Raw genomic sequence first — 24440 nt, forward strand, 5'->3', positions numbered from 1 at the left:
CAGCATCCAATTCTCCACCAGCGATATCGCCAGTGGCACGTTGGACCCTGAAACAAGTTCAGGGTGACGAAAGAGGTTGGCTCAACGCGTTCCGGCCCGCCAAGCCACATTCTCAGCCTAAATGTCGATCTGGCCTAGGCCGCCCGCAACGTCTCGAGGAAGCTGCGCATCTCGCCGAGCAAGCGGCGGGCCTGGTTGACGAGCTCGTCGGTGGCGGCATCCATCTCGGCCGCGGTGCGCGCGGCTTCGTCCGTGGCGCTCTCGGCGCCTGCCGCGCCGGCCTGGAGATCGGCGGTGAGTGTCGCGGCGGTGCCCGCATAGGCCTGGATCGAGCGGATCACTTCCCCCTGGTGCCGTACCGCATGGCCCACCGCACCGCCGACTTCGCCGATCCGGTCGAAGCTGTCGCGCATGTCGCCGACGATGGCGGTAGTGGCATGGACCGCGCCGGTCATCCGGGCGAGCTGGGCGCGGATGTCGTCCGTGGCGTGCGCCGTCTGGGCGGCGAGGCTCTTCACTTCCTGCGCGACGATCGCGAAGCCGCGGCCGGCCTCGCCGGCGCGGGCCGCCTCGATGCTGGCGTTGAGCGCGAGCAGATTGGTGCGTGCCGCGATCTCGGCGATCATGTCGGCGATGGTGCCGACGCTGGCACTGTGCTCGACCAGCGTGGCGAAACGGGTATCGGCCGAGCGGGAAAGGCCATGGAGATGCGCGGTGGTCTCGCTCTGAGCGTCGAGGCTGGCTTCGACCGCGGCGAGTGAGCGTCCGAGGTTGGCCGATTCCTCGAGCAATGTCGCGGCGCCGGTATCCGCGCGCGCGGCGCGATCGGCGACGCCGCGAATCTCGTCGCGCGTGGCGGCGGCGGTTCCGACCAGGCTGCCGGCGGAAGTGCGGGTCTGCTCGGCCGCGGCGGCCAGCTCGCTGATCGCGGCGACGAACTGGCGCTCGAACCGGTCGGCGATGCGGGCGATCTCGGCGCGGCGGTCGCGCTCGGCGTCCAGCTGGGCGCGGTGGCGCGATTCGGCGGCATGGGCGGCCTGTTGCAGCTCGTCGCGCTGGGCCGCGGCGCGCAGCAGGTCGCGCTCGGCGGCGGCGCGGGCCAGCGCCTCGCCTTGCGCGAACTGTTCGCCGACCAGCGCTGCCTGGCCCATCACGGTGCGGGCGAGCAAGGCGACGAAGACGGCAAGGAAGACGAACACGCCCGCCGGGATGTTGGCGAAGACGGCATAGAGCGCGCAGATCGCCACGGCGATGCCGAGCCACGCCAGGCTGGCGGGCGGCAGCGGCGCATAGCGCAGCGCGCCGATCGCGACGACGCCGGCGATGGCGGTGGTGGTGACGATCAGTTCCTGGTCGGTCGCGCCCAGGCCGATCGTCAGGAGGAACAGGAACCAGCCGAGCGAGGAAGCCGCCGCCTCGATCACCATGGCGCGCAGGGTTCCGGGGGGATCGTCCACACGCCAGTCGCGCCGTTTGCCGTCACGCCAGCGGACCAGGACCGCGGTGCCGATCGCGAGGTGCAGCGCCAGCGCGGCGATATGCCACGACCAGAAGCTTTGGGCGTGGATCATCAGCGTCAGCGCGATGCTGACGAAGACACTGGTGGCATAGGAAAGCGGATAGCCGCGCTGGATGGCGAAGGCATGGGCACGCATCAGCGGCGGCGGGAGCGCCGCCCATCTGTCCCAGATCGCCCGCTTCAGGGCGTTTCCGTTCGCCTCTGCCATCCTGGCCAGCGATTAGCCCGGCATGGTTACCATCGCGTTTACAGTCGCAGGTGGATGCCCCGGCGATGGAGCGGAATCAGCAGCGCCAGCACCAGCAGCAGCGCCGCCAGCGCGAAGAGGAACGAGGCGAGGAGGAGGTTGCCGGGGAGGAGGGCGGCGAGCGCATGCCACGCCCAGGCCTGGAACCCCGTGCGCATTGCCGCGAGCGAGAGCAGCAGCGAGAGCAGATAGCCCAGGATCGCGTTCATCCCCAGCACGTCGAGCGGCCACAGCGCCTTGCGGACCGCTTCGCTGCGCGCGGCGAGGATGCAGCCGACGAACAGGATCGCCGACAGGCCCGAGGTGAGCAGCGCGAAGCTGCTGGTCCACAGCTTCTTGTTGAGCGGGAGCCAGGGTGCGAGCAGGAGGCCGAGCGCGGCGAGGGCGATGCCGGCGAGCAGGATGCGCATCGTCGCGCGTTCGGGCGCTGCCTTCCAGAGCAGGGCGGCGAGCGCGCCGAGCAGGACGTTGACCAGCGCGGGGAGGGTGGAGAGCAGCCCCTCGGGATCATAGACGATGTTGCCCGCCGCGTCGGTGCCGAGGCGGTACATGTGATGCGTGCTCACCACGATCCGGTCGACATAGCCGGCGAGGTTGCCGGCGGGGCTGAGATCCCCGGCGCCGTGTCCGGGCACGGGCACGAAGGCCAGCAGCGCCCAATAGCCGAGCAGAAGCGCGGCGCTGGCGATGCCGAGCGCGGGGGCACTGAGATGCGCGCGCCCGTCCGCGTCCCTTCGCGCGGTGAGGATCGCCAGCGCGGCGGCGAGGCCGTAGCAGAGGCCGAGGCGGGGCAGGACGCCGAAGACGCGGAAATCCGCCAGGCCGGGGCGGGCCAGCATCTGCCACGCCCAGCCGATCAGGATCAGCAGCAGCGCGCGCCGGACGACACGGCCCCAGAGCCGGGCGTCGACCCGGCGGGGGAAGGACAGGCCCAGCGCCACGCCCATCGCGCAAAGAAAGGCGGGGAAGACGAGGTCGGTGGGCGTGAAGCCGTGCCACTCGGCATGGTCGAGCGGCCACCAGACATGCGCCCAGCTGCCCGGCGTGTTGACGATGATCATGAACGCCACCGTCAGCCCGCGGAACAGGTCGAGCCCGCCGAGCCGTGCGCTTGCCTGCATCCTGCCTTCGGTCATTGCGTCCCTCCCCGCCGCACCATGGATCGGTTGGGTCGCCCGGTCAAAGCGCGGCGCTTGCGGCGGGAACGCGGTGTGTTAGTGATCTAGCACGATACTGTGGGAGTCGGGGATGGGCGGAGTGGAGATCAGCCGGCGGGGCGTGCTTGCGGCCGCGGCGGTGGCGCCGGTCGCGGCGATGGCCAGGGCGGCGCCGGCCAGGCTTTCCGTCGGCGACCGGCTGGCGCGCTTCGACCTGCTCAAGCCCGGCGTGCACAGCTATCTCCGCTCGGCCGAGAAGGACGGCGCGCATGTCGCGCGCGACATCTGGCGGCGCGAAGTGCGGTTCGAGACGGTCGATGGCGCGCAGAAGCTGCGCATCGTGCAGCGATGGGACGGGACGGGCGCGAAGCCCTCGCTGGTCACCCGCGATTCGCTGTTCGAACCGGGCACATGGCGGCCCTCCAGCCATTTGCGTGTCACGACGGTCGAGGACAAGAAGACGGTGGAGGGTTTCCTGTTCGCCCCGGACAGGATCAGCGGCCTGCCGGGCGTGGCGGACAATAGCCGCGCCGATTTCAATGTCGCCTTCCCCGAACCAATGTTCAATTTCGAGACCGACATGGAGATGCTCGGCACGCTGCCGCTGGCGCATGGCTATCAGGTGTCGATCCCCTTCTACCATCCGGCCGGCGGGCCGCCGGCTCGCTATCTGTGGACGGTGACGGGGGACGCGCAGCTGGCCGGGCCCGACGGGCGGCCGATCGACTGCTGGATCGTCGAATGCGACTATAACAGCGGCAAGGACCCGTCGCGCTTCTGGTATGCCAAGCGCACGCAGCAGTTCATCAAGCTGGAGGCGAAGGCGCCGGACGGATCGCTGTTCCGCAAGACGCTGCTGTTCTGAGGTCAGGTCAGGCCTTCACATACACCCAGGCCGTCGCGCCGCTGGCGAGCGGCGCCTCGATGCGGGCATAATTCTCGCTCTCGTACACGTCCGCTGCGGCCAGTTCCTCGGATGTCAGGCGGAAGACCTTGCCGGGAATGGGCGGGGCGTCGGCATCGGGAACCAGGGCCAGATGCACCGCGATGCCGCTGGCTTCCAGCACGTCCGGGTCGCGGATCGTGATCTCGATCTGCCTGTAGCCGTGGAGGATGTCGTCGCTGCCGTCGAGCAGCCGGCCGGACTGGCGCAGCTGCACGCTGGCCAGCTGGAGCGTGCCATAGGAGAAGAGCAGCGCGCCCTGGCTCATCCGGCGGTGCCGCTCACCCGATCGCCTCGAGCACCGCGGCGCGCAGCTCGGGAATGCCCATGCCCTTCTCGCTCGACGTCGCGATGATGTCCGGATGGGCGGCCGGGCGCTTGCGGGCCTCCGCCTCGGTGCGCTCGCGTACTTCGATCAGCTCGGTCGCCTTGATCTTGTCCGTCTTGGTGAGGACGATGCGGTAGCTCACCGCGGCGCCGTCGAGCATGTCGAGGATCTCGCGATCGACTTCCTTGATCCCGTGGCGCGCATCGATCAGCACCAGCCCGCGCTTCAGCGCCTGGCGGCCGCGCAGATAGTCGTTCACCAGGTAGCGCCACTTGCGGACCATGTCCTTGGGCGCCTTGGCGAAGCCATAGCCGGGCATGTCGACCAGGCGGAAGCGCAGCGGCTCGCCCACGTCGAAGAAGTTCAGCTCCTGGGTGCGGCCCGGCGTGTTCGAGGTGCGCGCCAGGGCGTTGCGCCCGGTCAGCGCGTTGAGCAGCGACGACTTGCCTACGTTGGAGCGGCCGGCGAACGCGACTTCGGGCACTTCCTGACCGGGCAGGAAGGCGAGCGTCGGCGCGGACTTGAGGAACGTGACCGGGCCGGCGAAGGTCTTTCGCGCGGCCTCGATCATATCTTCGTCGAACCCACTCACTTCGCTGGGGATTCCTTCTTCACCGGCTGTTTCAGCACCGGGTGGCGCGAATAGAGCCACTGCTGCTGCAGGATGGTGATCACGTTGGAGGTGATCCAGTAGACCTGCAGGCCCACCGCGAACGGCGCCATCAGGAACATCAGCATCCACGGCATGATCGCGAACACCTGCTTCTGGATCTCGTCCATCGGCGCCGGGTTGAACTTCATCTGGAAGTACATCGACACGCCCAGCAGCACCGGGATCACGCCGATCGCCAGGAAGGAAGGCGGCGTGAAGTGGAGATAGCCGAACAGGTTGATGATCGTCGCGGGATCGGGCGCCGAAAGGTCGCGGATCCACAGCACGAAGGGCTGGTGGCGCATTTCGATCGTGAGCAGCAGCACCTTGTACAGCGCGAACATGATCGGGATCTGGAGCAGGATCGGAAGGCAGCCCGCGAGCGGGTTCACCTTCTCTTCCTTGTACAGCTTCATGATCTCCTGCTGCTGGCGCTGCTTGTCGTCCTTGTGGCGTTCCTGCAGCGCCTTCATCTTCGGCTGGATGACGCGCATGCGCGCCATCGATTCGAACTGCTTGTGCGCGATCGGGAAGAGCAGGCCGCGGATGGTGATCGTCAGCAGGATGATCGCCACGCCGAAATTGCCGACCAGGCGGAACAGCATGTCGAGATAGTAGAAGATCGGCTGTTCGATCACGCCGAACCAGCCCCAGTCGATCGCATAGCTGAACCGCGTGATGCCGAGCTTTTCCTGATAGGAATCGAGCAGCTTCACTTCCTTCGCGCCGGCGAAGAAGCGGCTGGAATAGCTGGTCTGCTTGCCCGGTGCGATGTTGAGCGGCTGATCGAGCTGATAGTCGGCCTGATAGGCCTTGCTGGGGTTCTGGCGCTGGCCGAAGGTGACGCCCAGGCGCTGATCGGGGATCAGCGTGGTCAGCCAATAATGGTCGGTGAAGCCGGCCCAGCCGCCCTTGGTCCTGAATTCCTTGGGCGTGCCCTCGACATCGGCCCAGCCGAGATAATGGGCTTCGTCCGCCGTGGCGGCGATCGGGCCGACGCGGGCGGCCCATTGGCCGGCGTCCTTCGAGCGCTCGGCGCGCGAGACCGAGGCATAGGGCGTGACCGAGACCGGCGCCTGGCCGAGATTCGCGACCGTCTGGCGGATCGTGAACATATAGTCCTGGTCGACCGCGAGATCGATGCGGAAGATCTGGCCGGTGGCGGTCCTGGTCGTCAGCGTCACCGGGGTGGTCGGCGTCAGCCGGGTGCCGCTCGCCTGCCACACGGTATTCGCGTTCGGCGCCTGCACGCCCGAGCCCGACCAGCCAAACTCGGCGAAATAGGCGCCCTGCGTGCCATTGGGCGAGAGCAGGTGGATCGGCGGCGAGTTCTTCGCGGTGGTCTCGTCATATTTGACGAGGACGAGGTCGTCGATCCGCGCGCCCTTGAGGTTGATCGAGCCCTTGAGCGAAGGCGTTTCGATCGCGACGCGCGGGTTCTCGGCCAGCACGACGGCGCGGTCGCGCAGGGCCGCGGGTGCATCCGCGGTCGGCAGCGGCTTGGCCACTTGCTTGCCGTTCACCATCTGCGTGGTGGCCGGCTGCTGCGGGAAGAACCAGTGCATGGCATAGGGCCATGCGAACAGCAGCAGCCCCGCGATCACCGCGAACAGCAGGAAATTCTTCTGATCGTCCTTCACGTAACCGATTCCCCGGAAAAACTTATGGCACTGGGTCGTAGCCGTGCCCGCCCCATGGGTGGCAACGGGCGATCCGCCGGATGGCGAGCCAACTGCCTTTGACAGCCCCATAGCGGCGAAGCGCCTCGATTGCATAGGCCGAACAGCTGGGCTGGTAGCGGCAGCTGGGCGGAAGCACGGCCGATGGGCCGATCTGCCAGGCCCGGGCGAGCAGGATCAGGAGTTTGGCGAGCACTGCCATGCTCCCAATTCGTCATCCCCGCAAAGGCGGGGATGACGGGAATAGAGTGAATGGCGCGAAGGGAGGTGGAGGCTCACCGCTTCACCTTCCCCAGCGCCTTGACCAGTTCGGCCCGCAGCTCGTCGAACGGGCGCTCGATGCCGCCATTGCGGCCGATCAGCACGTGATCGGCGCCGGGCAGGCCGGCTTCGGGCAGCACTTCGCGGGCGAGTGCCCGGAACCGGCGCTTCATCCGGTTGCGGATCACCGCGTTGCCGACTTTCTTGGATACGGTAATGCCGACCCGCATGACCGGATCGGCATCGTTGCGCGCATGGACGATCAGGACAAAGCCGGGCATGGGAGCCCGCTTGCCCGCGTTCGCCGCGAGATAGTCCTTGCGCTGCGTGAGCCGGCCAAGGCTCACCGCCGCACCGTCGGCGATTACGCCGACAGCTTGTTGCGGCCGCGGGCGCGGCGGGCACGGATCACGTTGCGGCCGCCCGGGGTCGCCATGCGGCTGCGGAAGCCGTGCCGGCGCGCACGCACCAGGTTGCTCGGCTGAAAGGTCCGCTTCATCGCTCATCCTCAAGTATCTAGAACGTAAAAGGGCCACCACAGGGGCGGCCGCGTGTCGGGTGCCCATAGTGGGGAGATCCGGCCGAGTCAACGCGTTCCGTTCCGCAAACCGGGCAGTTCGGCCTCCGCGCGCGCGATTTCCGCTGTGCCTTCGCGCAGGCGGCGCCGGCGGGCGCTGCGGCGGCGTAGCGCCATGTCGGCATAGCGGCCGAATCGCGGCCAGCGCCGCTTGGCGCGGCAAAAGGCCCTTTGCGCCCAGGCCGAGTTCCGCAGCACCAGGACGAGCCCGGCAGCGAAGACGAAGATCCCGCCCGGGCCCGGAAGGATGCCGACCAGCGGCGAGACGGCGATCACCAACACTCCCGTGACGAACAGGGCGGTGCGGACGATCGGGCTGCGCGCGCTTGCCATGCGGTCGAAATGGGGAGCGTGTGTTGCCTGTGCAAGACACGTCGGCCGTGGTTCATCGCTGCTTAGCCTTGTTTCGTCGCCCACCGGTCGCCCCCGGTCGCGCGCGCGTCGCTCCCTTTGGAGGGGAATCGGCATAGGCGCGGCCATGATCCGCTCTTCCTGCCTGTTCGCCCCGATGCTGTTCCTTGCCGCCTGCAGCGGCGGGGGAGGCGATGGCGGTGTGGTCACGCCGGTGCCCACGCCTTCGCCCAGCCCGTCTCCGTCGCCGACGCCCACGCCGAGCCCCAGCTCCGCAGTGACCGTCGAAGTCGGCCCCGCGGCCTTCTCGCTGCCCACCCAGGCGACGCGCCACTTCGCCTGTACCGTCACCGGCGCGACCGACACGCGCTGCACCTGGTCGGTGCAGGAGGCGAATGGCGGGGCGATGTCGGCCGACGGCATCTATGCCGCGCCGGCCAACCCGGGCACCTATCACGTCGTGGCGACGAGCGTCGCCGATCCCGCCAGCTCCGCCAGCACGGCAGTGACGGTGACCGTTCCGGTCACCAACAAGCCCTGGGTGACCGGCTACTATCTCGGCTATTTCTCGCACACCATGTATCCGCCGGCGCAGGTCGATATGACCGCGCTCACGCATTTCGTGTTCGGCCGCGTCGCGCCGGGCGGGGGCTCGCTGGACGGCAATCCGGGCGATGTCGTGCTCGGCGGCGGCAATTCGCACGATCCCGGCCTGTCGCCCGACGGGGTGCGGAGTATCGAGGACTATCTGATCAAGAAGGCGCACGATGCCGGGCGCAAGGCGCTGCTGATGATCGGCGGCGCGGCGGACGGCAACGGCTTCCTGCTCTCCACCACCGATGGCCGCCGGAAGGACTTCGCGCGCAAGATCGTCGATTACATGGTCGCGCACGACTATGACGGGCTCGACCTTGACTGGGAGGACAAGTTCGAGGGCAGCGACGAGATCACGCCGCATGTGAGCGGCGCCGAGGCCAAGCGTCGCGCCTTCGCGCTGATTGCGGATCTCCGCGCCGAATTCGCCCGGCGGCCGCGCTATCAGGGTGCGGGCCGGGCGGCGCTGCTCACGCTGCCGGGCTACACGGTCTCGATCAACGATCTGGAACCTGGGGGCAGGGTGGAGCAATGGCAGGCCGATCTCGCGAACAGCGTCGACCAGTATAATCTGATGAGCTACGGCATCGGGACGACCTGGAACGGCAATGGCTGGCTGTCCTGGTTCAGCAGCCCGATCTACGGCGCCACCGGCGTCACGCCACGCGACCTCAACACCAGCGTCGAGGCCTATGAGCGGACCGGCGTGCCGCGTGGCAAGATCGGTGTCGGCATCGGCTTCTACGGCATCTATTTCGGCCCCACGATCACCGGGCCGCGGCAGGACACCGAACGCAACCCGATCTACGAGACCGACGACGTGGCGCTCAACTATGCCGAGATGGTCGGGATGGGGTACATGTCCCATGGCACCTATCATTGGGACGAGATCGCGCAGGTCGGATATCGCAGCTATGCGAATGGCGGCTATATCCCGACGGGATCGGGCCGGAATCCGGCGGGCTTCCTGTCCTATGAGGATCCCCTCTCGATCGCCGCCAAGGCGCGCTATGTCCGTCAGGCGGGGCTGGGCGGCGCGATCATCTGGGCGATCAACTATGACTATCTGCCCGACGGCACCAGCCCGCTGCTGGGGGCGGTGAAGCGCAACTTCCTCACCGCCACGCCCTGACCGCTGCGCCCCGATCGATTGGTCCGTTCCGGGGACATCCCGGTGCGCATCGGGCGCCGTCGCCGCTATCGTCCGGTTCCGGTTGGGGGGAAACGGGCTTGGTCGCGAGCGTATCGACGGTTGCCTATCTGGGACTCGAGGCGCGCGCGGTTGAGGTGCAGTGCAACCTCGTCGCCGGGCTGCCCAAGTTCGTGGTGGTCGGCCTGCCCGACAAGGCAGTGGCGGAGAGCCGCGAGCGCGTCCGTGCGGCCATGGCCGCGATCGGGCTCGCATTGCCGCCCAAGCACATCATCCTCAACCTCTCGCCCGCGGACCTGCCCAAGGAAGGCTCGCATTTCGATCTGGCGGTGGCGCTGGCGCTGCTGGGGGCGATGGGCGTGGTCGATGCCGAGACGCTGTCCGGCTATGTCGTGGTCGGCGAGCTGGCGCTGGACGGACGGATCGCGCCGAGCCCCGGCGTGCTGCTCGCGGCGCTCCACGCCGCCGAGATGGGCAAGGGGCTGGTCTGCCCCGCCGCCCAGGGGCCGGAAGCGAGCTGGGCCGGGCAGGTGGAAGTGATCGCCGCGCCCGATCTCATCGCGCTGCTCAACCATTTCAAGGGCAACCAGCTGCTGCCCGCGCCCATGGCCGGCACGGTCGAACCGCCCGCGCCGGGGCCCGATCTCGCCCAGGTGAAGGGGCAGGAGACGGCGCGGCGCGCGCTCGAGATCGCGGCGGCGGGCGGGCACAATCTGTTGATGTGCGGGCCGCCGGGGGCGGGCAAGTCGCTGCTCGCCTCCTGCCTGCCGGGCATCCTGCCGCCGCTCGACGCCGCCGAGGCGCTGGAGGTGTCGATGGTCGCCTCGGTGGCGGGGACGTTGCAGGGCGGGCGGCTGACGCGGACGCGGCCGTTCCGCAGTCCGCATCACTCCGCCTCGATGGCGGCGCTCACCGGCGGCGGGCTCAAGGTGAAGCCGGGCGAAGTGAGCCTGGCGCATCTCGGCGTGCTGTTCCTCGACGAACTGCCCGAGTTCCAGCGGGCGGTGCTCGATTCGCTGCGCCAGCCGATCGAGGCGGGCGTGGTGAGCGTGGCGCGGGCGAATGCGCATGTCACCTTCCCCGCGCGGGTCCAGCTGGTCGCGGCGATGAATCCGTGCCGTTGCGGGCATCTGGGCGACCCCGCGCTCGCCTGCGCCCGAGCGCCGCGCTGCGCCGCGGATTATCAGGCCAGGGTCTCGGGGCCGCTGCTCGACCGGATCGACCTGCATGTCGAAGTGCAGCCGGTGTGCGCCGCGGATCTGGTGCTGGATCGGCCGGCGGAGGGCTCGGCGGCGGTGGCGGAGCGGGTGGCCGAGGCGCGGGCGGCGCAGTCCGCGCGCTATCGCAATGCTCCCGCGCGCACCAATGCCGAGGCGGACGGCGATCTGCTCACCGACCACGCCCTGCCCGACGAGGCCGGCCGCAAGCTGCTGGCGCAGGCGGCAGAGGCGATGCGGCTCTCGGCGCGGGGCTATACCCGGGTGTTGCGTGTCGCCCGCACGATCGCGGACCTGGCGGGCGCGGACGGCGTGGGGCGCATGCACGTCGCCGAGGCGCTGAGCTACCGCCGCCAGGCGCCGCGCAACTGATCCGATTGTATCCCGGCCGATCTTGTGCACTGATGCCGAAGTCCCGCGGGGGGCTTTCAAAAGGGGGGATATATGCGCTGGATGATCATGCCGCTCAGGCGCTATTTCGATTTCTCGGGCCGTTCGCGGCGGCTCGAATATTGGATGTTCACGCTGTTCATGTTCATCGTGGCAATCGCCTGGGCGATCGTCTTCTTCCTGCTCGGCGATGCGGCCGGGGAGGGCATCGACGCGACCCGGGAGATGAACGGCGCCGAGACGGCCTGGGTGGTGCTGGGCTGCCTCCTCTATCTGGCTATCCTGATCCCGGTCCTGGCCGTGCAGGTGCGCCGCTTCCACGATCAGGACAAGACGGGCTGGCTGTGCCTGCTCAGCTTCATTCCCTATATCGGCGGGCTGATCGTGCTGGTGTTCATGGTGCTGCCCGGCACCAAGGGCGAGAACCGCTTTGGCGACGATCCCAAGGATCCGTTCGGCGCCGAGGAGGCGGCCGACGTCTTCAGCTAGGGCGCGTGCCCCGCGACGATCGGCGCCGAGCCGCCTTCGGCGGATCGCCGTCGTGCGGAAAGGCGGGAGGTGCCCGGCAACGCCAGGCACCTCCGTCGTGCGGCGTCAGCGGGCCGGCAGGCTCGCCGCGAGGCCGTTCACGAACCCGGCGCCCTCCGGCACCTGTGCGGTCGACGCCCGGATCGAGTCGCCGATCGGCTCGGCGCGGCCGCCAAGGCATTTGCCGAGGAAATTCTCGGCCACCGCATTGAAGGCGATATTGTTCTGCGGGCGGGCGAAGCCATGGCCCTCGTCGGGGAACAGGACATAGGTCACGGGAATGTTCTTCGCGCGCATCGCCGCGACGATCTGGTCCGATTCCGCCTTGTTGACCCGCGGGTCGTTGGCGCCCTGGCCGATCAGCAGCGGGCGGACGATCGCGTCGGCCTTGTAGAGGGGCGAGGCGGCATCGAGGAGCTTGCGCCCTTCCTCGGTCGTCGGATCTCCCATCCGCTTGTAGAATTGCTGCTTGCCCGCTTCCCAATAGGGCGGGATCGTCTTGAGCAGCGTCTGCAGATTGGACGGGCCGACGATGTCGACGCCGCAGGCAAAGGCCGTCGGCGTGAAGGTGACGCCGGCAAGGGTGGCATAGCCGCCATATGAGCCGCCCATGATCGCGACCTTGTCCGGGGTGGTCACGCCCCGCGCCACCGCCCAGCCGACCGCGTCGAGCAGGTCGTCGTGCATCTTGCGGCCCCATTGCAGGTTGCCGGCGGTGATGAAGTTCTTTCCGAAACCGGTCGAGCCGCGATAATTGACCGACAGCACCGCATAGCCGCGATTGGCGAGCCATTGGTGATAGCTGCTATACCCATATTCGTCGCGCGCCCAGGGCCCGCCATGGACGAACAATACCATCGGCACCGGCTTGTCCGGCTTGCCGTCGCCATCCGGGTCGGTGCCGGCCGGGAGCGTGAGGTACGACACGAGCGTAAGCCCGTCGCGCGCCTTGATCTCCTCCGGATACATGGCGACGAGCGGCGCGCCCTCGAGCTGGGGGCGCGAGACGTAGAGCTTGCTCAGCTTCTTCGCCTTGCGATCGAACAGATAGGTGGTGCTCGGCGCCACGACCGGATCGACCGCGACGATCCAGCGATCGTCGGCGCGCGTGCGGGAGCCGACGATCGGCTCGCCCTTCAGCTGCTTGCGCAGCCAGTCGAGATCGGCCCCGATCCCGGGATCGATCGCGGTCCATTCCTCCTTGAGATAGTCGATCGAATAGGCCTGGACGCGGCCCGTCTCGGCATCGGCCATGACCCCGCCGATATCGGCTTTCGGGCTCTCGGCGACCGTCGTCATCTTGCCGGTGGCGACGTCCTGCGCGAGCAGCGCCGCGGTGTCGCGCCCGCGCGAATCGATCCAGTAGAGCGTCTTGCCGTCCGCGGTGAAGCCGGCGGGGCCGGTGGTAAGCGAATCGTCGAGCCCGATCGTCACCAGCGGCGTCGCCTCGATCTTGTCGCCGGTCACGCGGAAATAGTCGCTGCCGCCGTCGTCGCGCTGCTTGCTGGCCATGCGCAGGTTGAGCTGGTCGTCGGCGAGGAAGCCGGCATAGCCGTCATTCCGCATCACCAGCGTCAGCTTGCCGGTCTTGAGGTCGAGGCTGTAGACATCGTGCCAGCGCGCATCGCGATTGTTGATGCCGAGCAGGATGCGGCCGGTGACGTGGTTGCTGGTGCCGACCATCTGGACGCGGGTCTTCTCGAACGGGGTGAGCAGCTTCGGCTCGCCGCCGGCGGGGGCCACGCCATAGAGCAGGAAGTTCTCGTCGCCGCCCTTGTCGTTGATGAACATGATCTGCGAGCTGTCGGGCGCCCAGAAATGACTGCGGATGGGGCGCGTCTTCTCGGCAGTGAGCGGGCGCGCCTGGCCGGGATCCGATGCGGGCGCGACCCAGATGTTGAGCACGCCGTCGCGCGGGGCGATCCAGGACAGCCATTTGCCGTCGGGGCTCAGGCGCGCCTGCGTCTTGGTCGGATTGCCGAACAGATCCTTGCGCTCGATCAGGCGCACCGTGCCGGGATCGGCCTGCGGCGCCGCCGCGCCTCCCGTCCCGAAAGCCAGCAACCCAAGTCCGATCAGGTGAAGCGTCCGCATTGCCGTTCTCCAAAGCGATGATGAAGCGCGATTAGCTTATGACTCGATACGACATGCCTCAAGGCGAGTGACCTGCGGTGCCCGGCAAGGCGCTTGTCAGGCCCGTGGATTCCTGCATAAGGCAATTCAGTTATGATACAATGTATCACGGCGTACAACCGGATGCTCCGGCCGGCGTTCGCGGCGACGAGGGAAGTCGATATGGGATTGATCAGGCTGTCCGCTCTCTCGGTGGTCTTGCTTGCCGGCGTCGTGGCGGTCCGGGCGCAAGCGGAGAGGCAGGGCTATCTGGCGCCGGGAGCGCTCGACATCCTCGCGATATTGCCGCCCGCGCCGGTGAAGGGCGATCCCCGTTATGAGGCCGACCGGCGGATTTTCCGGGGGACGCGTGCGCTGGTGGGCACGCCGCGCTGGGACTTGGCGACCGGCGACGTTCCGACGGGGCAAGCCGATCTGATGCGTGACTTCAGCTGTGCGCTGGGTGTGACGATGACGCCGGAGAATGCGCCACGCACCGAGGCACTCGTCGCGCGCGCCCGGATCGACACCGGCCGCGGCACCAATGTCGCCAAGGGGTATTACAAGCGCAGCCGTCCCTTCCTGATCGACAAGGGTGCGATCTGCCAGCCTGCAAAGGACGTGCTCGACAGCTATGACTATCCTTCCGGCCACACGACGCTGGGCTGGACCTGGGCGATGCTGCTGGCCGAGCTGGCGCCCGATCGCGCGACGCAGCTTCTCGCGCGGGGCCGCGCTTATGGTGAAAGCCGGATCGTGTGCGGCGTGCACAATGCGAGCGCGGTCGAGGGCGGAAGGCTCTCGGCGACGGCGACCCTGGCGGCGCTTTCGTCCTCGCCCCAATTCCAGGCCGATTTCGCTGCGGCGCGGGCCGAACTGGCCGCGCTGCGAGGGACCGGCGCCGCGCCCGATGCGGGGATGTGCGCGCGTGAGGCGTCGCTCGTCGCCCAGCCGATCTTCGGCCCGGCGCAGCGGCGCTGAGGGATGGCGACGAACGATCCGGAGGTGCGCGGGGAGCCCGTCCGTGCCTGGCGAGGCGCGCATGTCCATGCGCTCGACGCCATCCAGCGGGATGCGGTCGATCTTGCGATCTGGGAGCGCGTGCCGGCCGCCGAACTGCGCGCGGCGATCGGGCAAACCGACCTTGGCGGCGTGGAGTTCCTCCGCTTCGAAGCGCCGGCGGACCGAGTGGCCGAGGAACTGCGCTGCGCCTTTCTGGAAGCGGGCATCGCGGGGGACGGCGCGGCGCTTGCCGAGGATGCCCAGCTGCTGGCGTGCGCCTTTGCCCGCACGCTCGGAATCGGCGATGTCGCGGTCCGGCTGGAGCATGTCGCCGGGGATGCCTGTCGACGCTTCCATGCCGACTATGTGGCCGCGCGGCTGATCACCACCTATTCCGGGCCCGGCACGCAATGGCTCGACGCCGAGGCGGCCGCGCGCCACGAAGCCGGAATTGCGCCGCGCGCCGCCGAAATCCGCCAGCTCCGCGCAGGCGATGTCGGCATCTTCAAGGGGCGCCGATGGCCCGGGTCGACCGGCATCGTCCATCGCTCGCCACCGATCCAGGCAAGCGGGGCCGCACGGCTGTTGCTGGTGATCGATCCGGCCGGATCCTAGCCGGAGCAAATCAAGGGCGGCTGCAATACGGTCTGGAAATCGGATACGGTGCTGCCTATAGCGGCTGCACGTCGATCATTGGCTACCCCGGTGCCAATCGGCATGCGGGTGTGGCGGAATGGTAGACGCAGCGGACTCAAAATCCGCCGTTGGCAACAACATGTCGGTTCGAGTCCGACCACCCGTACCATCGAAATTCGCAGGATGCGCAGCCCGGGCTGGCGACGCGGCGCCGCCAGCCCGGATGTCGGTCAGCGCGTATAGGCCTTGCGCAGCTGGGCCAGCTTCGCCGGGCTGAGGCCGAGCGCGTCGTTCAGATAGCCCGCGACGCCGCCGCGATGCTTGTCCATCACGGCGAACACCGCGTCGATATAGTCGCGGTCGGCCGCCATATAGGCCTTGAGCACGTCCGCCGGCAGCTTGCGCCAGGCCTGGGAGGCCTGGTCGTCCGCCTGCACGACCTTGCGCGGATCGAAATATCTGTTGGTCAGCAGATAGTCCTGGATCACCGTCTCGCGCGGCACGTCGAGCGCCGTGAGGACCAGCGCGGCGGCCACGCCGGTGCGGTCCTTGCCCGCGGTGCAGTTGAACGCCAGCGGCGCCCGCCCGGCGAGCAGCTCGCCGAACATGCGGCGATACTGGCCGTTGAACTGCTTGAGCAGCTGCGGATAGGTCGCGGTCATCGTCGCCCTGGCTTCGGCCGCGCTGGGCAGGCGATCGGGCTTGGGCGCGAGTGCGCGGGTGTCCATCACATAATCGTCGGCAAGCACGCGCGGGGCCTTGCCCGCCGGCCAGACCACCGGCTCGGTGCTGCGCTCGCCGGTGCTGCGGAAGTCGCAGACGGTGCGGATGCCGCGCTTGGCGAGATAGTCGAAATCCGCGCGCGTCAGGAAGTGCATCGAGCCCGAGCGATAGAGCATGCCCCAGCGCACCGTGCGGCCGGTACGGGTGCGATAGCCGCCAAGGTCGCGGAAATTCTGCCCGCCCTGGAGCGGGAGCAGCCGCGCATTCTCGCCCTGTGCCGCCGGAGCCTGTTGCTGGAGGGCGTTGGCCGCGAGCGGCACCGCGGCGGCCGCCAGCACCGCGAGGCCGATCACGCGGAAGGAAATGGGGATACGCATGTCGGATTCTCCTTAGAAGCGGACCGTGCCGGTGAGGCCGTAGGTGCGTGGATCGTTGAAGATCCCATAGGTGCCGAGCGCCGCGCTGGTGTTGCGCAGGTACAGATACTGCTTGTCGAACAGGTTGCGGGCCCAGACCGAGAGTTCGAGGCGCGCGGCGCTGTCGTCCAGCGCGATGTCCGTCAGCGCCAGGCGGCCGTTGACGATGAACGAGGGGTCGCTCTTCGTCGGGTCGCTGGTCGAGCTGTACTGGCTCGAGGCATAGTTGCCGTCCAGGTGGGCGACGAACGTCGCCGCGCCCATCGGCACGCGATAGTCTATCGATCCGCTTGCCGAATTCTTCGGCGCGAAGATCTGATAGACCGGCACCAGCGGATTGCCGGCGACGAAGGGATTCGGTGCCGCGGGCAGGCGGATGTGCTGGCGGGTATAATTGCCCGACAAAGTGAGGTTGGCGACGGGCATCACCGTCAGCTCGGCCTCGAAGCCGGAGATCCGGCCCTTGCCGGCCGTGTTGGTCGTCTCCAGCGTGCCGCGGTTCGAGCCGGGGATGACTGCGTTGAAGTCGATCTGCACGTCCTTGTAGGTGCCGGTATAGGCGGCGAGGTTCAGGCGGGCATGATTGTCGAGGAAGCTGGCCTTCACGCCGCCCTCGAACACCGAGACCGATTCCGGGCCGAAGCCGCGATAGGTGAGCGAGCGCGAATTGGCGCCGGCCGACTTATAGCCGGTGCTCCATTTGCCATAGAGCATCACGCCGTCGGCGACGTCGAGCGACAGGTTGGCCAGCGGATCGACGCGGTCCGAAGTGACGTTCATCGGGACCACCGCGGTGACGCCGTTGACCGTCGGGGTCAGGCCGTTGACCTTGTCGAGTTCGCCGGTCTTCTTGTCGTGCGAATAGCGGCCGCCAAGCGTGAGGTGCAGCCGGTCGCCGAGCAATGCCGGGGTGTAGGTGAACTGGCCGAACACCGCCGCGCTGTTCGTCCGGGCGATGCTGGCGCGATCGGGGAAGGGCGTGGCCGAGACCGGTGCGGGCAGCACGCTATAGCCGGTGCCGTCCGCGTTGAACTTCAGCGTGTTGGGCGCGAAGGCGTTATCGCCGACATGCTCGTTGTAATAGAAGGCGCCGGCCACGAAGCTGAGGCGGGGCAACTCGCCGAGCAGCTGCACTTCCTGGCTGAACTGGCGCTGCCCGAAATTGGCGATGCTGTAGCGCGCGAAATTGCCGTTGGGGGCGAACACCGAGAGGATCGCCGAGCCATTGTCATACTGGCTCTGGGTCAGCGTGCGGTAGCTGGTGATGGAGCGGACGCGGAGGCCGCCGCCCAGCTTCCAGTCGAGATGGAGCGACATGCCGGTGGTGTCGCCGACGCTCGGCTGGAGCGGCACGCCGACATTGCCGGCCTTGGCGCGCTCGGGCTGGAGCTTGACGATCGGCGCGAGCGGCAGGCTGCCCTTGCGGAGCAGCTGGAGATAATTGGGCGAGCTTTCGTCGTGCGAGACGTCGAACTGCCAGAGCGCGCTGAACTTGTCGCTGGGTTCCCACAGCGCGGCGACGTGCGCGCCTCGGCGGTCATGGCTGTTGAAGTCGAGCTGGCCGGCCATCGGATTGTCGACCGTGCCGCCACGCTTCTGGATCACGCCGTCGAACTTCAGGCTGATATTGCCCGCGCGCGGCAGATCGAGGTGCAGCGCGGTTTCGTAGCCGCCGAAATTGGCGATCCCGGCCGTGGCGCTGAGACGGAACTCGCCGCTGGGCTTCTTCGTCACGATGCTGATCGCGCCGCCTTCGGTATTGCGGCCGAACAGCGTGCCTTGCGGACCCTTGAGCACTTCGATCCGCTCGATGTCGTACAGGGCGGTGCCCAGGCCCTGGGCGCGACCGAGATAGATGCCGTCCATATAGACGCCGACGCCCTGCTCACGGGCCGGCTGGTTGGCATCACCCAGGAAGCCCACGCCGCGAATGCCGATCACCAGCGCGGAAGTGCGCGAGAAGAAGGGGGCGACGCGCAGGCCGGGGACCGAACCGTCGGCCAGATCGGCGAGGGTCTGGATGTGACGGTTCTGGAGCGCTTCGCCGTTCAGCACCGCGATCGAGATCGGAGTCTTCTGGAGATTGGTCTCGCGGCGCTGGGCAGTGACGACGATCTCGCCGAGGCCGCCGCTCTGATCCTGTTCGTCGGCCGCGACCATGCTGGTCGTATCGGCCTGTTGGGCGAAGGCGGGCGCGGCGACGAGCAGCGCCGAGGCGGCGGCTCCGGACAAGGCTGCCAGGCGCAGCCGGTGCTTGACGTTCAGTTTCACGATGACCCCCATCTGGCTGATGACGAGCGGGCAACTAGAACGTTTGTATGTACCTTCTGTGACGCTTGTATGGAGTCGTGCATTCCGGCATTGGCATGGGCGCGGAAAGGGAGGGGCGGGATGTCCGGTCGAGGTATCGCTGCTGCCGGCAAGGCGAGCGGAAGCGCCGAGAAATGGATCGCGGCGGTGCTAAGTGCCTGGGAAGTGAGCGGTCAGGCCGCGGTCTCCGCGCGTGGGCTCGCGCAGACCACGGGGCTGCCGGCGTCGTCCATTTATCACCATTTTGGTGACCTTGAACGTTTGTATGTCTGCGCGCACGAACATGCCCAGGCGCTGGCGGCGGAATGGTGCGGCGCGCGGCTGGATCAGCTTGCGGACGTGCCGGCGGGCGTCGAGTCGCTGCCCGCCTTGCTCGCCACGCTGATCGACGATTGGTGCGAGGGGCAGCGCGGGCTGGCCTTTGCCTGGCGCGAATGCCAGCTGCTGGTCGCGCGCGATCCGCGCTACGGGCCGGCCGCCCAGCGCTGGCGCACGCTTTGGGCGGGGTTCTGGCGCCATGTCTGCGACCGGCTCGGCATCCTGGGTGCCGCGACGATCACCGAACGGCTGTTCGACGGGGAGAGCTTCCTGCACATGATGCGCTGGCGCCGCTCGGTGGACCGTGCCGCGCTGGACGAGCTGTGCCGCGGCTGGGGCAATTGGCTGGGCGGCGCGCTGGCGGGTGGCGCTCCCTGGCGTGACATCGGCCGCGCATGTGCACAACGTTCGGCACCTTTGCCCGAGGCCCGCGACGAGACTGCCGAACGGATCGCCGAAGCGGCGGCGGCGATCGTCGCGCTGGGCGGGGTGGCCGGCGTGACGCATCGCGCGGTGGCGGCCGGGGCGGGGCTGACGCTCGGCGTGGTCTCGCACAAGTTCCGGACGAGCGCCGAGCTGCTCGGATCGGCCTTCGAAGTGATCTATCGCCGCAACGTGCCGGCCGGCGAACTCGAGGCCGAACTCGCGGCGGTGACCGACGGCGACGGCCGGGCCATGCTCGACAGGCTCGGCGAGCGGCCGGGGGCGGAGGAGTTCCGCCTCGCCACGTCCGAACTGATGATGGCGGCGATGCGCGATCCGGCGCTCGCGCCCTTTGCCGCGCAGCTGCGCTATCTGCGCGGGCGCACCTCTCGGCTGTTCCTGCAGGCGATGATCGGTCGCGACCGGCCGATCGGCGCGCTCGACGCGGCGATCTTCTCGAGCTTCGCGATCGGGCAGGGCAATGCGCACCGGGGCTTGTCCGACGGCGAGCGCCAGGCGGCGAGCCTGGCCGAGACCGAGGCGTTGCTCGCGTTCCTGCGCGGCGGCTGACGGTCGCATATTTGTCATCCCCCTGGGCCAGAGGGGATTGGTGAGCGGGGACATCCGATCGAGTCGAACCGAGCGGCTGAGCCGGGTGGACCTGTTCGTCTTCTCCTCCCCGGTCATCCTGTTCCAGGCGATCGAGCTTGCCTGGCGGACCTATCTTCCCGCCTTCTTCGCCGCGACGCTGGGGCTGCCGATCGCGGCGGTGGGCATGCTGCTGCTCGCCGCGCGGCTGTTCGACGGGTTGATCGATCCGTGCATCGGCTGGGCGAGCGACCGGTTCCCGACGCGCTTCGGCCTGCGCCGGCCATGGATGGCGGTGGGCGCGCCGCTGGTCAGCCTGGGCGCGCTGGGGCTGTTCTGGGCGGTGCCCGGCACCGGCATCGCGACGCTCGCGGCTTGGAGCCTGGTCTTCCATCTCGGCTATACGCTCATCGCCACGCCCCATGGCGGCTGGGGGCTGGAGCTGTCGCGCGATGCGCATGAGCGCGTGCGGGTGATGGGGGCCAAGATCTGGGTGGCGATGGCCGGGATGATCGTCACCCTGGTGCTGCCGAGCCTGCTCGAGCGCGGTTTCGGGCTGGGCCGGGCGGCGCAGGTGGGCGCGCTGGGCGCGGCGATCGTGCTGCTCGCGCCGATCACCGCATTGCTGGTCATTCGGCGGATTCGCGAGCCGGAAGCGCCCTCGATCGCGCGTGTCGCCAACCCTTTCTCGCTGTTCGCCGGCATGCTGCGCGCGCGCGAGATGCGGCGCATCCTGATGCTCTACGGACTGGTCGGCATGGCCGATGCCGCCGCGGCCGGCACCTTCCTGTTCTTCGTCGAGCAGGCGCTCGCGCTGCCCGGCTGGGGTAGTACGCTGATGCTCGTCCAGGCGGTGGTGCCGCTCGCATTGCTGCCCTTCTGGGCGCGGATGAGCCGGCGTTTCGGCAAGCGGCGAGTGCTGCTCGCCGGCTATGGCTGGCAGGCGCTGGTGGCGCCGCTGGCGCTGCTGCTGCCCGCGGGCGGGCTGGCTGTCCTGGTCCTTTGGTTGGTCGCGCGCAGCCTGGTCTTCGGGGTCGATTACATGCTGCTGCGCGCGATGGTGGGCGATATCACCCGGCGCGAAGTGGAACTGGGGCAGCGCTGGGCATCGAGCCGCTATGCGCTGTTCAACGTGACGCTGCGGCTGGCGATGGGGCTGGGCGTCGCCGCGGCGCTGGGGGCGCTGGGCTGGGCCGGTTTCGCGCCGGACGAGGCGGGACAAGCCGAAGCCCTGTTCGCGGTGCGCGCCGCCTATGCGCTGCCGCCGACGGTCGCGGCGGTCATTGCCTGTGCCTTGCTGTTCCGCAGCGGCGAAGCGCGCCCGGCCGGGCCGGCGGAACGGCGCGACGCGGCACTGGCGGCCTGATCCCCAAAAGAAAGGGCCGCCGCACCGAAGGATGCGACGGCCCCCAGGGATCGCGGAGGCGATCAGAGTTTCAGGCGCGCCCCGAACAGGATCGTGCGGCCGAAATGATTATATTCGTAGTTCCGGTTCGCCGCGGTGTCGGTGTAGCGGTCGCGATAGGCATCGGTGAGGTTGGTGCCCTCGACCGACAGCTCGATCCAGTCGGTGAGCTTGTAGCGGACCGAGGCGTCGACATTGGTGATCGCGTTATAGCCTTCGAACACGTTGCCGGTGCCCGAGCCGGCATCGACATAGGGCCCGCGATAGCTGACCGAGGCGCGTGCGCTGAACTTCTTGTCCTCATAATAGAGCGTCGCGTTGAACGCCCGTTTCGACACGCCGTAGAGCGTGGACTTGAAGGGCTGGTTCGGCAGCGCGATCGTGCCGGTGGCGCTGACCGCGGTCCCCGGCGCCGACTGCATATAGGTCGCGGTCGAATCGATGAACGTCGCGTTCGCGATGCCGCCGAAGTTCTTGAGGAAGCCCGGCAGGAAGCGGAACGGCGCCTGGATCGCGATTTCGGCGCCCTTGAGCGAAGCGCCGGTGCCGTTGATCGTGGTCACCACCGTCCAGATCGGCATGGCGAGCCTGGCCTGATCCAGGAACGCTGGCGAGGATGCCGCGAGCACATTGGCGGGAAGGCCGGTCGACAGGAAGGTCTGCTCGGTGAGGGTCCGGCTGACCGGGAAGCTCTTCACGTCCTTCTTGAACAGGGCGACGGAGAAGATCGACTGCGGCGCGAAATACCATTCGGCCGCGAGGTCGTAGGACGTGGCGCGATAGGGGTCGAGGTTCGGGTTGCCGAAATTGACCCGATAGTTGAAACCGTCCGCCGAACCGCCCGGCGTCAGGCTGCCCAGCGTCGGGCGCGTCATCACATCGGCGATGGCGGCGCGCAGGATGAGCTTCTCCGTCGGGAACAGGGCGAGGTTGGCCGCCGGCAGCCAGTCGCCATAGGTCCGCTTCAGCGTGACCGGCGTGGTGCCGTTGATGCCGGTGGCGGTCTGCGAGGTCGAGGCATAGCGGATGCCGGCGTTGAGCGCGTAGCGCAGCCCGAGCAGCTCTCCCTTGGCGTCGAACTGGAGATAGCCGCCCTTCACTTCCTCGATGACGGAGCGGTTGTTGCCGACGTCGAGCGCCAGCGCGCGATTGTAGAGGCCGGTATATTTGGCGGCCGCATCGATGTTCGCGACCACCCAGCTGGTGGTGGTGCCCGCCGGCTGACCGGCATTGCCGAGATTGACCAGCTCCGTCAGCGCCGGCGTGGCCTGGAAACCATAGACCGCGCTCGGCCCGAAGGCCGAGCTGGGCGAGCAGGTGATCGTGCGCAGTACCAGGTCCAGGCCGCCATTGCCGCACACCGCTGTATCGCGCTGGAACGCCTTCACCTCGTAATCGAAGCGGCGATACATCGCGCCCGACTTGATCTGGAAGCCCTCGGTCACATCCCATTCGGTGCGCAACTGCGCGGTGCGGAACTTGTTGGTGACGTTCGACGGACGGTCGCGGATCTCGGCGAGCTGGAAGTTCGCGGGATCGGTCACGCTGGTGCCGAAGGTGAGCACCGGGCGCTTCATGTCCGTATAGTCGTAGCGATAATTCTGTGCGTCGCGATCGTCGAGGATCAGCGTGGTCTCGACCGGGATGTCGGCGTTCGACTTGGAGAAGCCGCCGAGCAGGGTGAAGCGGAAGCTGTCGCCGAGATCCTGGTCCCAGGTGCCGCCGAGCTGGTAGAATTCGGTGTCGGACTTGCGCAGATAATGTTCGGTACGAACCCAGGCGTCGTTGATCGTCGCCGAGATCATGTTGTTGTTGGCATCATAGACCGGGTTCACGATGTCCATCGCGCGCTCGTTCGAGCGGGCCAGCACCTCCAGCCACTTCTCCTCACGGGTTTCCTTGAACCGCGAATAGAGGCCGTCGATCGAGATCTTGGTGGCGTCGCTCGGCGCCCATTGGACGCTGCCGGTCACGCCGAGCCGCTCGCGATCATGCCCGACGATGCCGTAGCGCGGGATGCGCGGATGGAAGGCGAGGGCGGCCTTGGTGCAGGCGGCATTGCCCAGCCAGCCGGTGCCGGCATTGGGCGTGGCGAAGCACGGCGTGCCGTTGACCGAATCGAACGCGGCCTGGGCCCAGCGCACCGAATTGTTGCCGAGCTCGACATTGTCCGTCTTCGAATAGGCGGCCGAGACCGAGGCGCCGAGCGTGCCGTCGGGCGACTTCCACGAGAGCAGGCCGGCCGCGCGCGGGCCCCAGTTCTTGGACAGGTCGTTGTAGCTGCCCTGGGCCGATCCGACGAAGGTGAAACCGGCCTTGCCGGCGAGCGGGTTGCCGGTGTTCAGATCGACCACCGCGCCCAGCGAACCTTCATCGAGCGATGCTTCGGCGGTCTTGTGCACGACCAGCGAAGTGAACAGTTCGGAAGCGAAGACATTGAAGTCGAATGCCCGGTCGCGATTGGCCGAGGCGCCGTCGGTGGAAGTGGCGACCGTCTCGAGACCGTTGAGGCGGACGCGGGTGAATTGCGCGCTGAGACCGCGCACGGTGATCGCGCGGCCCTCGCCGGCGTCGCGCTGGATCGAGATGCCAGGGATGCGCTGGAGCGATTCCGCGAGATTCTGGTCGGGAAACTTGGCGATGTCCTCGGCGACGATCGCGTCGACCGACGATACCGACTCGCGCTTCAGGTTGAGCGCCTTTTGGAGCGATTGGCGGAAACCGGTGACAACAATGGCGCCGTCGGTGCCCTGGTCCTGCTCCTGCACGCCGGTGGCGGCGGGTGCGGCCTGCGTGTCCTGCGCCTCCTGCGCCAGCGCCGGGGTCACGATGCCGGTGGCGGCGATCACGGCCAGCGAAACGCCGGCGCACCACAGATTCCGCCTCAAAATCCCTTTACGCATCCCAATTCTCC

21 protein-coding genes and 1 tRNA gene are annotated in these 24440 nt (G+C 68.1%); 9 read left to right on the forward strand and 13 right to left on the reverse strand.

What is annotated here, in order from left to right; translation table 11 throughout:
- Positions 1–134: 134 nt before the first annotated feature.
- Positions 135–1727: a methyl-accepting chemotaxis protein gene (locus CAP40_RS08125; protein ID WP_086128880.1), complete on the reverse strand. Its 1593-nt coding sequence runs from the start codon at positions 1725–1727 to the stop codon at positions 135–137.
- Positions 1728–1765: 38 nt separating this feature from the next.
- Positions 1766–2902 carry an acyltransferase family protein gene (locus CAP40_RS08130; protein ID WP_256924077.1) on the reverse strand — a complete coding sequence of 379 codons (1137 nt, stop codon included), beginning with the start codon at positions 2900–2902 and terminating at the stop codon, positions 1766–1768.
- A gap of 112 nt (positions 2903–3014) precedes the next feature.
- On the opposite strand from CAP40_RS08130, the gene CAP40_RS08135 reads away from it, so the two are divergent.
- Entirely contained in the window at positions 3015–3788 is a 774-nt protein-coding gene (locus CAP40_RS08135; protein ID WP_086128881.1) for a hypothetical protein, read from the forward strand.
- Between the two features lie 7 nt (positions 3789–3795).
- Here the strand turns inward: CAP40_RS08135 and CAP40_RS08140 are convergent, their stop codons facing one another.
- From CAP40_RS08140 to CAP40_RS08170, 7 genes are all read right to left on the reverse strand, one after another.
- Complete coding sequence (locus CAP40_RS08140; protein WP_086128882.1) at positions 3796–4134, reverse strand: gamma-glutamylcyclotransferase family protein; 339 nt, start codon at positions 4132–4134, stop codon at positions 3796–3798.
- A gap of 13 nt (positions 4135–4147) precedes the next feature.
- Positions 4148–4765: a ribosome biogenesis GTP-binding protein YihA/YsxC gene (gene yihA / locus CAP40_RS08145; RefSeq protein ID WP_086128883.1), complete on the reverse strand. Its 618-nt coding sequence runs from the start codon at positions 4763–4765 to the stop codon at positions 4148–4150.
- Positions 4766–4782: 17 nt separating this feature from the next.
- Complete coding sequence (yidC, locus tag CAP40_RS08150; RefSeq protein WP_086128884.1) at positions 4783–6486, reverse strand: membrane protein insertase YidC; 1704 nt, start codon at positions 6484–6486, stop codon at positions 4783–4785.
- A 22-nt stretch (positions 6487–6508) separates the two neighbouring features.
- Positions 6509–6721, reverse strand: coding sequence for a membrane protein insertion efficiency factor YidD (gene yidD / locus CAP40_RS08155; protein WP_086129369.1), 213 nt, complete (start codon positions 6719–6721; stop codon positions 6509–6511).
- A gap of 79 nt (positions 6722–6800) precedes the next feature.
- Positions 6801–7133, reverse strand: a complete 333-nt coding sequence (rnpA, locus tag CAP40_RS08160) for a ribonuclease P protein component (RefSeq protein ID WP_086128885.1) — start codon at positions 7131–7133, stop codon at positions 6801–6803.
- A gap of 17 nt (positions 7134–7150) precedes the next feature.
- Positions 7151–7285, reverse strand: coding sequence for a 50S ribosomal protein L34 (rpmH, locus tag CAP40_RS08165; RefSeq protein ID WP_086128886.1), 135 nt, complete (start codon positions 7283–7285; stop codon positions 7151–7153).
- 87 nt (positions 7286–7372) lie between these two features.
- Positions 7373–7696 (reverse strand): hypothetical protein, encoded by a 324-nt coding sequence (locus CAP40_RS08170; protein WP_179187981.1) that lies wholly within the window; start codon positions 7694–7696, stop codon positions 7373–7375.
- A gap of 145 nt (positions 7697–7841) precedes the next feature.
- Here CAP40_RS08170 and CAP40_RS08175 point away from each other — a divergent pair, with 145 nt between their 5' ends.
- The 3 genes from CAP40_RS08175 (at position 7842) to CAP40_RS08185 (ending at position 11554) form a co-directional block, all read left to right on the forward strand.
- Positions 7842–9440: a glycoside hydrolase family 18 protein gene (locus CAP40_RS08175; RefSeq protein WP_179187983.1), complete on the forward strand. Its 1599-nt coding sequence runs from the start codon at positions 7842–7844 to the stop codon at positions 9438–9440.
- A 98-nt stretch (positions 9441–9538) separates the two neighbouring features.
- Positions 9539–11047 carry a YifB family Mg chelatase-like AAA ATPase gene (locus tag CAP40_RS08180; protein ID WP_086128888.1) on the forward strand — a complete coding sequence of 503 codons (1509 nt, stop codon included), beginning with the start codon at positions 9539–9541 and terminating at the stop codon, positions 11045–11047.
- A 72-nt stretch (positions 11048–11119) separates the two neighbouring features.
- Positions 11120–11554 (forward strand): DUF805 domain-containing protein, encoded by a 435-nt coding sequence (locus CAP40_RS08185; RefSeq protein ID WP_086128889.1) that lies wholly within the window; start codon positions 11120–11122, stop codon positions 11552–11554.
- A 105-nt stretch (positions 11555–11659) separates the two neighbouring features.
- On the opposite strand, the gene CAP40_RS08190 is transcribed toward CAP40_RS08185, so the two are convergent.
- Positions 11660–13687 carry a S9 family peptidase gene (locus CAP40_RS08190; protein WP_086128890.1) on the reverse strand — a complete coding sequence of 676 codons (2028 nt, stop codon included), beginning with the start codon at positions 13685–13687 and terminating at the stop codon, positions 11660–11662.
- 201 nt (positions 13688–13888) lie between these two features.
- Between CAP40_RS08190 and CAP40_RS08195 the strand changes: the two genes are divergently transcribed.
- From CAP40_RS08195 to CAP40_RS08205, 3 genes are all read left to right on the forward strand, one after another.
- Positions 13889–14686: a phosphatase PAP2 family protein gene (locus tag CAP40_RS08195; RefSeq protein WP_086129371.1), complete on the forward strand. Its 798-nt coding sequence runs from the start codon at positions 13889–13891 to the stop codon at positions 14684–14686.
- Positions 14687–14689: 3 nt separating this feature from the next.
- Positions 14690–15322 carry a DUF1826 domain-containing protein gene (locus tag CAP40_RS08200; protein ID WP_086128891.1) on the forward strand — a complete coding sequence of 211 codons (633 nt, stop codon included), beginning with the start codon at positions 14690–14692 and terminating at the stop codon, positions 15320–15322.
- Between the two features lie 104 nt (positions 15323–15426).
- Positions 15427–15512 (forward strand) — tRNA-Leu (locus tag CAP40_RS08205).
- Positions 15513–15573: 61 nt separating this feature from the next.
- On the opposite strand, the gene CAP40_RS08210 is transcribed toward CAP40_RS08205, so the two are convergent.
- Both CAP40_RS08210 and CAP40_RS08215 read right to left on the reverse strand, forming a co-directional pair.
- Positions 15574–16443, reverse strand: a complete 870-nt coding sequence (locus CAP40_RS08210) for a tyrosine-protein phosphatase (protein WP_086128892.1) — start codon at positions 16441–16443, stop codon at positions 15574–15576.
- A gap of 12 nt (positions 16444–16455) precedes the next feature.
- Positions 16456–18753 carry a TonB-dependent receptor gene (locus CAP40_RS08215; protein WP_256924078.1) on the reverse strand — a complete coding sequence of 766 codons (2298 nt, stop codon included), beginning with the start codon at positions 18751–18753 and terminating at the stop codon, positions 16456–16458.
- A gap of 120 nt (positions 18754–18873) precedes the next feature.
- Between CAP40_RS08215 and CAP40_RS08220 the strand changes: the two genes are divergently transcribed.
- Together CAP40_RS08220 and CAP40_RS08225 are read left to right on the forward strand one after the other, a co-directional pair.
- Positions 18874–20103 (forward strand): TetR/AcrR family transcriptional regulator, encoded by a 1230-nt coding sequence (locus tag CAP40_RS08220; RefSeq protein ID WP_144034285.1) that lies wholly within the window; start codon positions 18874–18876, stop codon positions 20101–20103.
- Positions 20104–20143: 40 nt separating this feature from the next.
- Positions 20144–21487, forward strand: coding sequence for an MFS transporter (locus CAP40_RS08225; protein ID WP_179187985.1), 1344 nt, complete (start codon positions 20144–20146; stop codon positions 21485–21487).
- 62 nt (positions 21488–21549) lie between these two features.
- On the opposite strand, the gene CAP40_RS08230 is transcribed toward CAP40_RS08225, so the two are convergent.
- Positions 21550–24429, reverse strand: a complete 2880-nt coding sequence (locus CAP40_RS08230; protein WP_086128896.1) for a TonB-dependent receptor — start codon at positions 24427–24429, stop codon at positions 21550–21552.
- Between the last annotated feature and the right edge of the window lie 11 nt (positions 24430–24440).

The organism is Sphingomonas sp. IBVSS2 (assembly GCF_002127225.1).
Lineage (GTDB): Bacteria > Pseudomonadota > Alphaproteobacteria > Sphingomonadales > Sphingomonadaceae > Sphingomonas.

What these genes read in the sequence shown, in the direction of transcription:
- CAP40_RS08170 (WP_179187981.1), bottom strand. Translation starts at nt 7,696, where the DNA reads ATGGCAAGCGCGCGCAGCCCGATCGTCCGCACCGCCCTGTTCGTCACG.
- CAP40_RS08135 (WP_086128881.1), top strand. Translation starts at nt 3,015, where the DNA reads ATGGGCGGAGTGGAGATCAGCCGGCGGGGCGTGCTTGCGGCCGCGGCG.
- rpmH (WP_086128886.1), bottom strand. Translation starts at nt 7,285, where the DNA reads ATGAAGCGGACCTTTCAGCCGAGCAACCTGGTGCGTGCGCGCCGGCAC.
- CAP40_RS08220 (WP_144034285.1), top strand. Translation starts at nt 18,874, where the DNA reads ATGTCCGGTCGAGGTATCGCTGCTGCCGGCAAGGCGAGCGGAAGCGCC.
- CAP40_RS08140 (WP_086128882.1), bottom strand. Translation starts at nt 4,134, where the DNA reads ATGAGCCAGGGCGCGCTGCTCTTCTCCTATGGCACGCTCCAGCTGGCC.
- yihA (WP_086128883.1), bottom strand. Translation starts at nt 4,765, where the DNA reads ATGATCGAGGCCGCGCGAAAGACCTTCGCCGGCCCGGTCACGTTCCTC.
- CAP40_RS08175 (WP_179187983.1), top strand. Translation starts at nt 7,842, where the DNA reads ATGATCCGCTCTTCCTGCCTGTTCGCCCCGATGCTGTTCCTTGCCGCC.
- CAP40_RS08190 (WP_086128890.1), bottom strand. Translation starts at nt 13,687, where the DNA reads ATGCGGACGCTTCACCTGATCGGACTTGGGTTGCTGGCTTTCGGGACG.
- CAP40_RS08230 (WP_086128896.1), bottom strand. Translation starts at nt 24,429, where the DNA reads ATGCGTAAAGGGATTTTGAGGCGGAATCTGTGGTGCGCCGGCGTTTCG.
- CAP40_RS08130 (WP_256924077.1), bottom strand. Translation starts at nt 2,902, where the DNA reads ATGACCGAAGGCAGGATGCAGGCAAGCGCACGGCTCGGCGGGCTCGAC.
- CAP40_RS08125 (WP_086128880.1), bottom strand. Translation starts at nt 1,727, where the DNA reads ATGGCAGAGGCGAACGGAAACGCCCTGAAGCGGGCGATCTGGGACAGA.
- CAP40_RS08185 (WP_086128889.1), top strand. Translation starts at nt 11,120, where the DNA reads ATGCGCTGGATGATCATGCCGCTCAGGCGCTATTTCGATTTCTCGGGC.
- CAP40_RS08195 (WP_086129371.1), top strand. Translation starts at nt 13,889, where the DNA reads ATGGGATTGATCAGGCTGTCCGCTCTCTCGGTGGTCTTGCTTGCCGGC.
- CAP40_RS08210 (WP_086128892.1), bottom strand. Translation starts at nt 16,443, where the DNA reads ATGCGTATCCCCATTTCCTTCCGCGTGATCGGCCTCGCGGTGCTGGCG.
- CAP40_RS08200 (WP_086128891.1), top strand. Translation starts at nt 14,690, where the DNA reads ATGGCGACGAACGATCCGGAGGTGCGCGGGGAGCCCGTCCGTGCCTGG.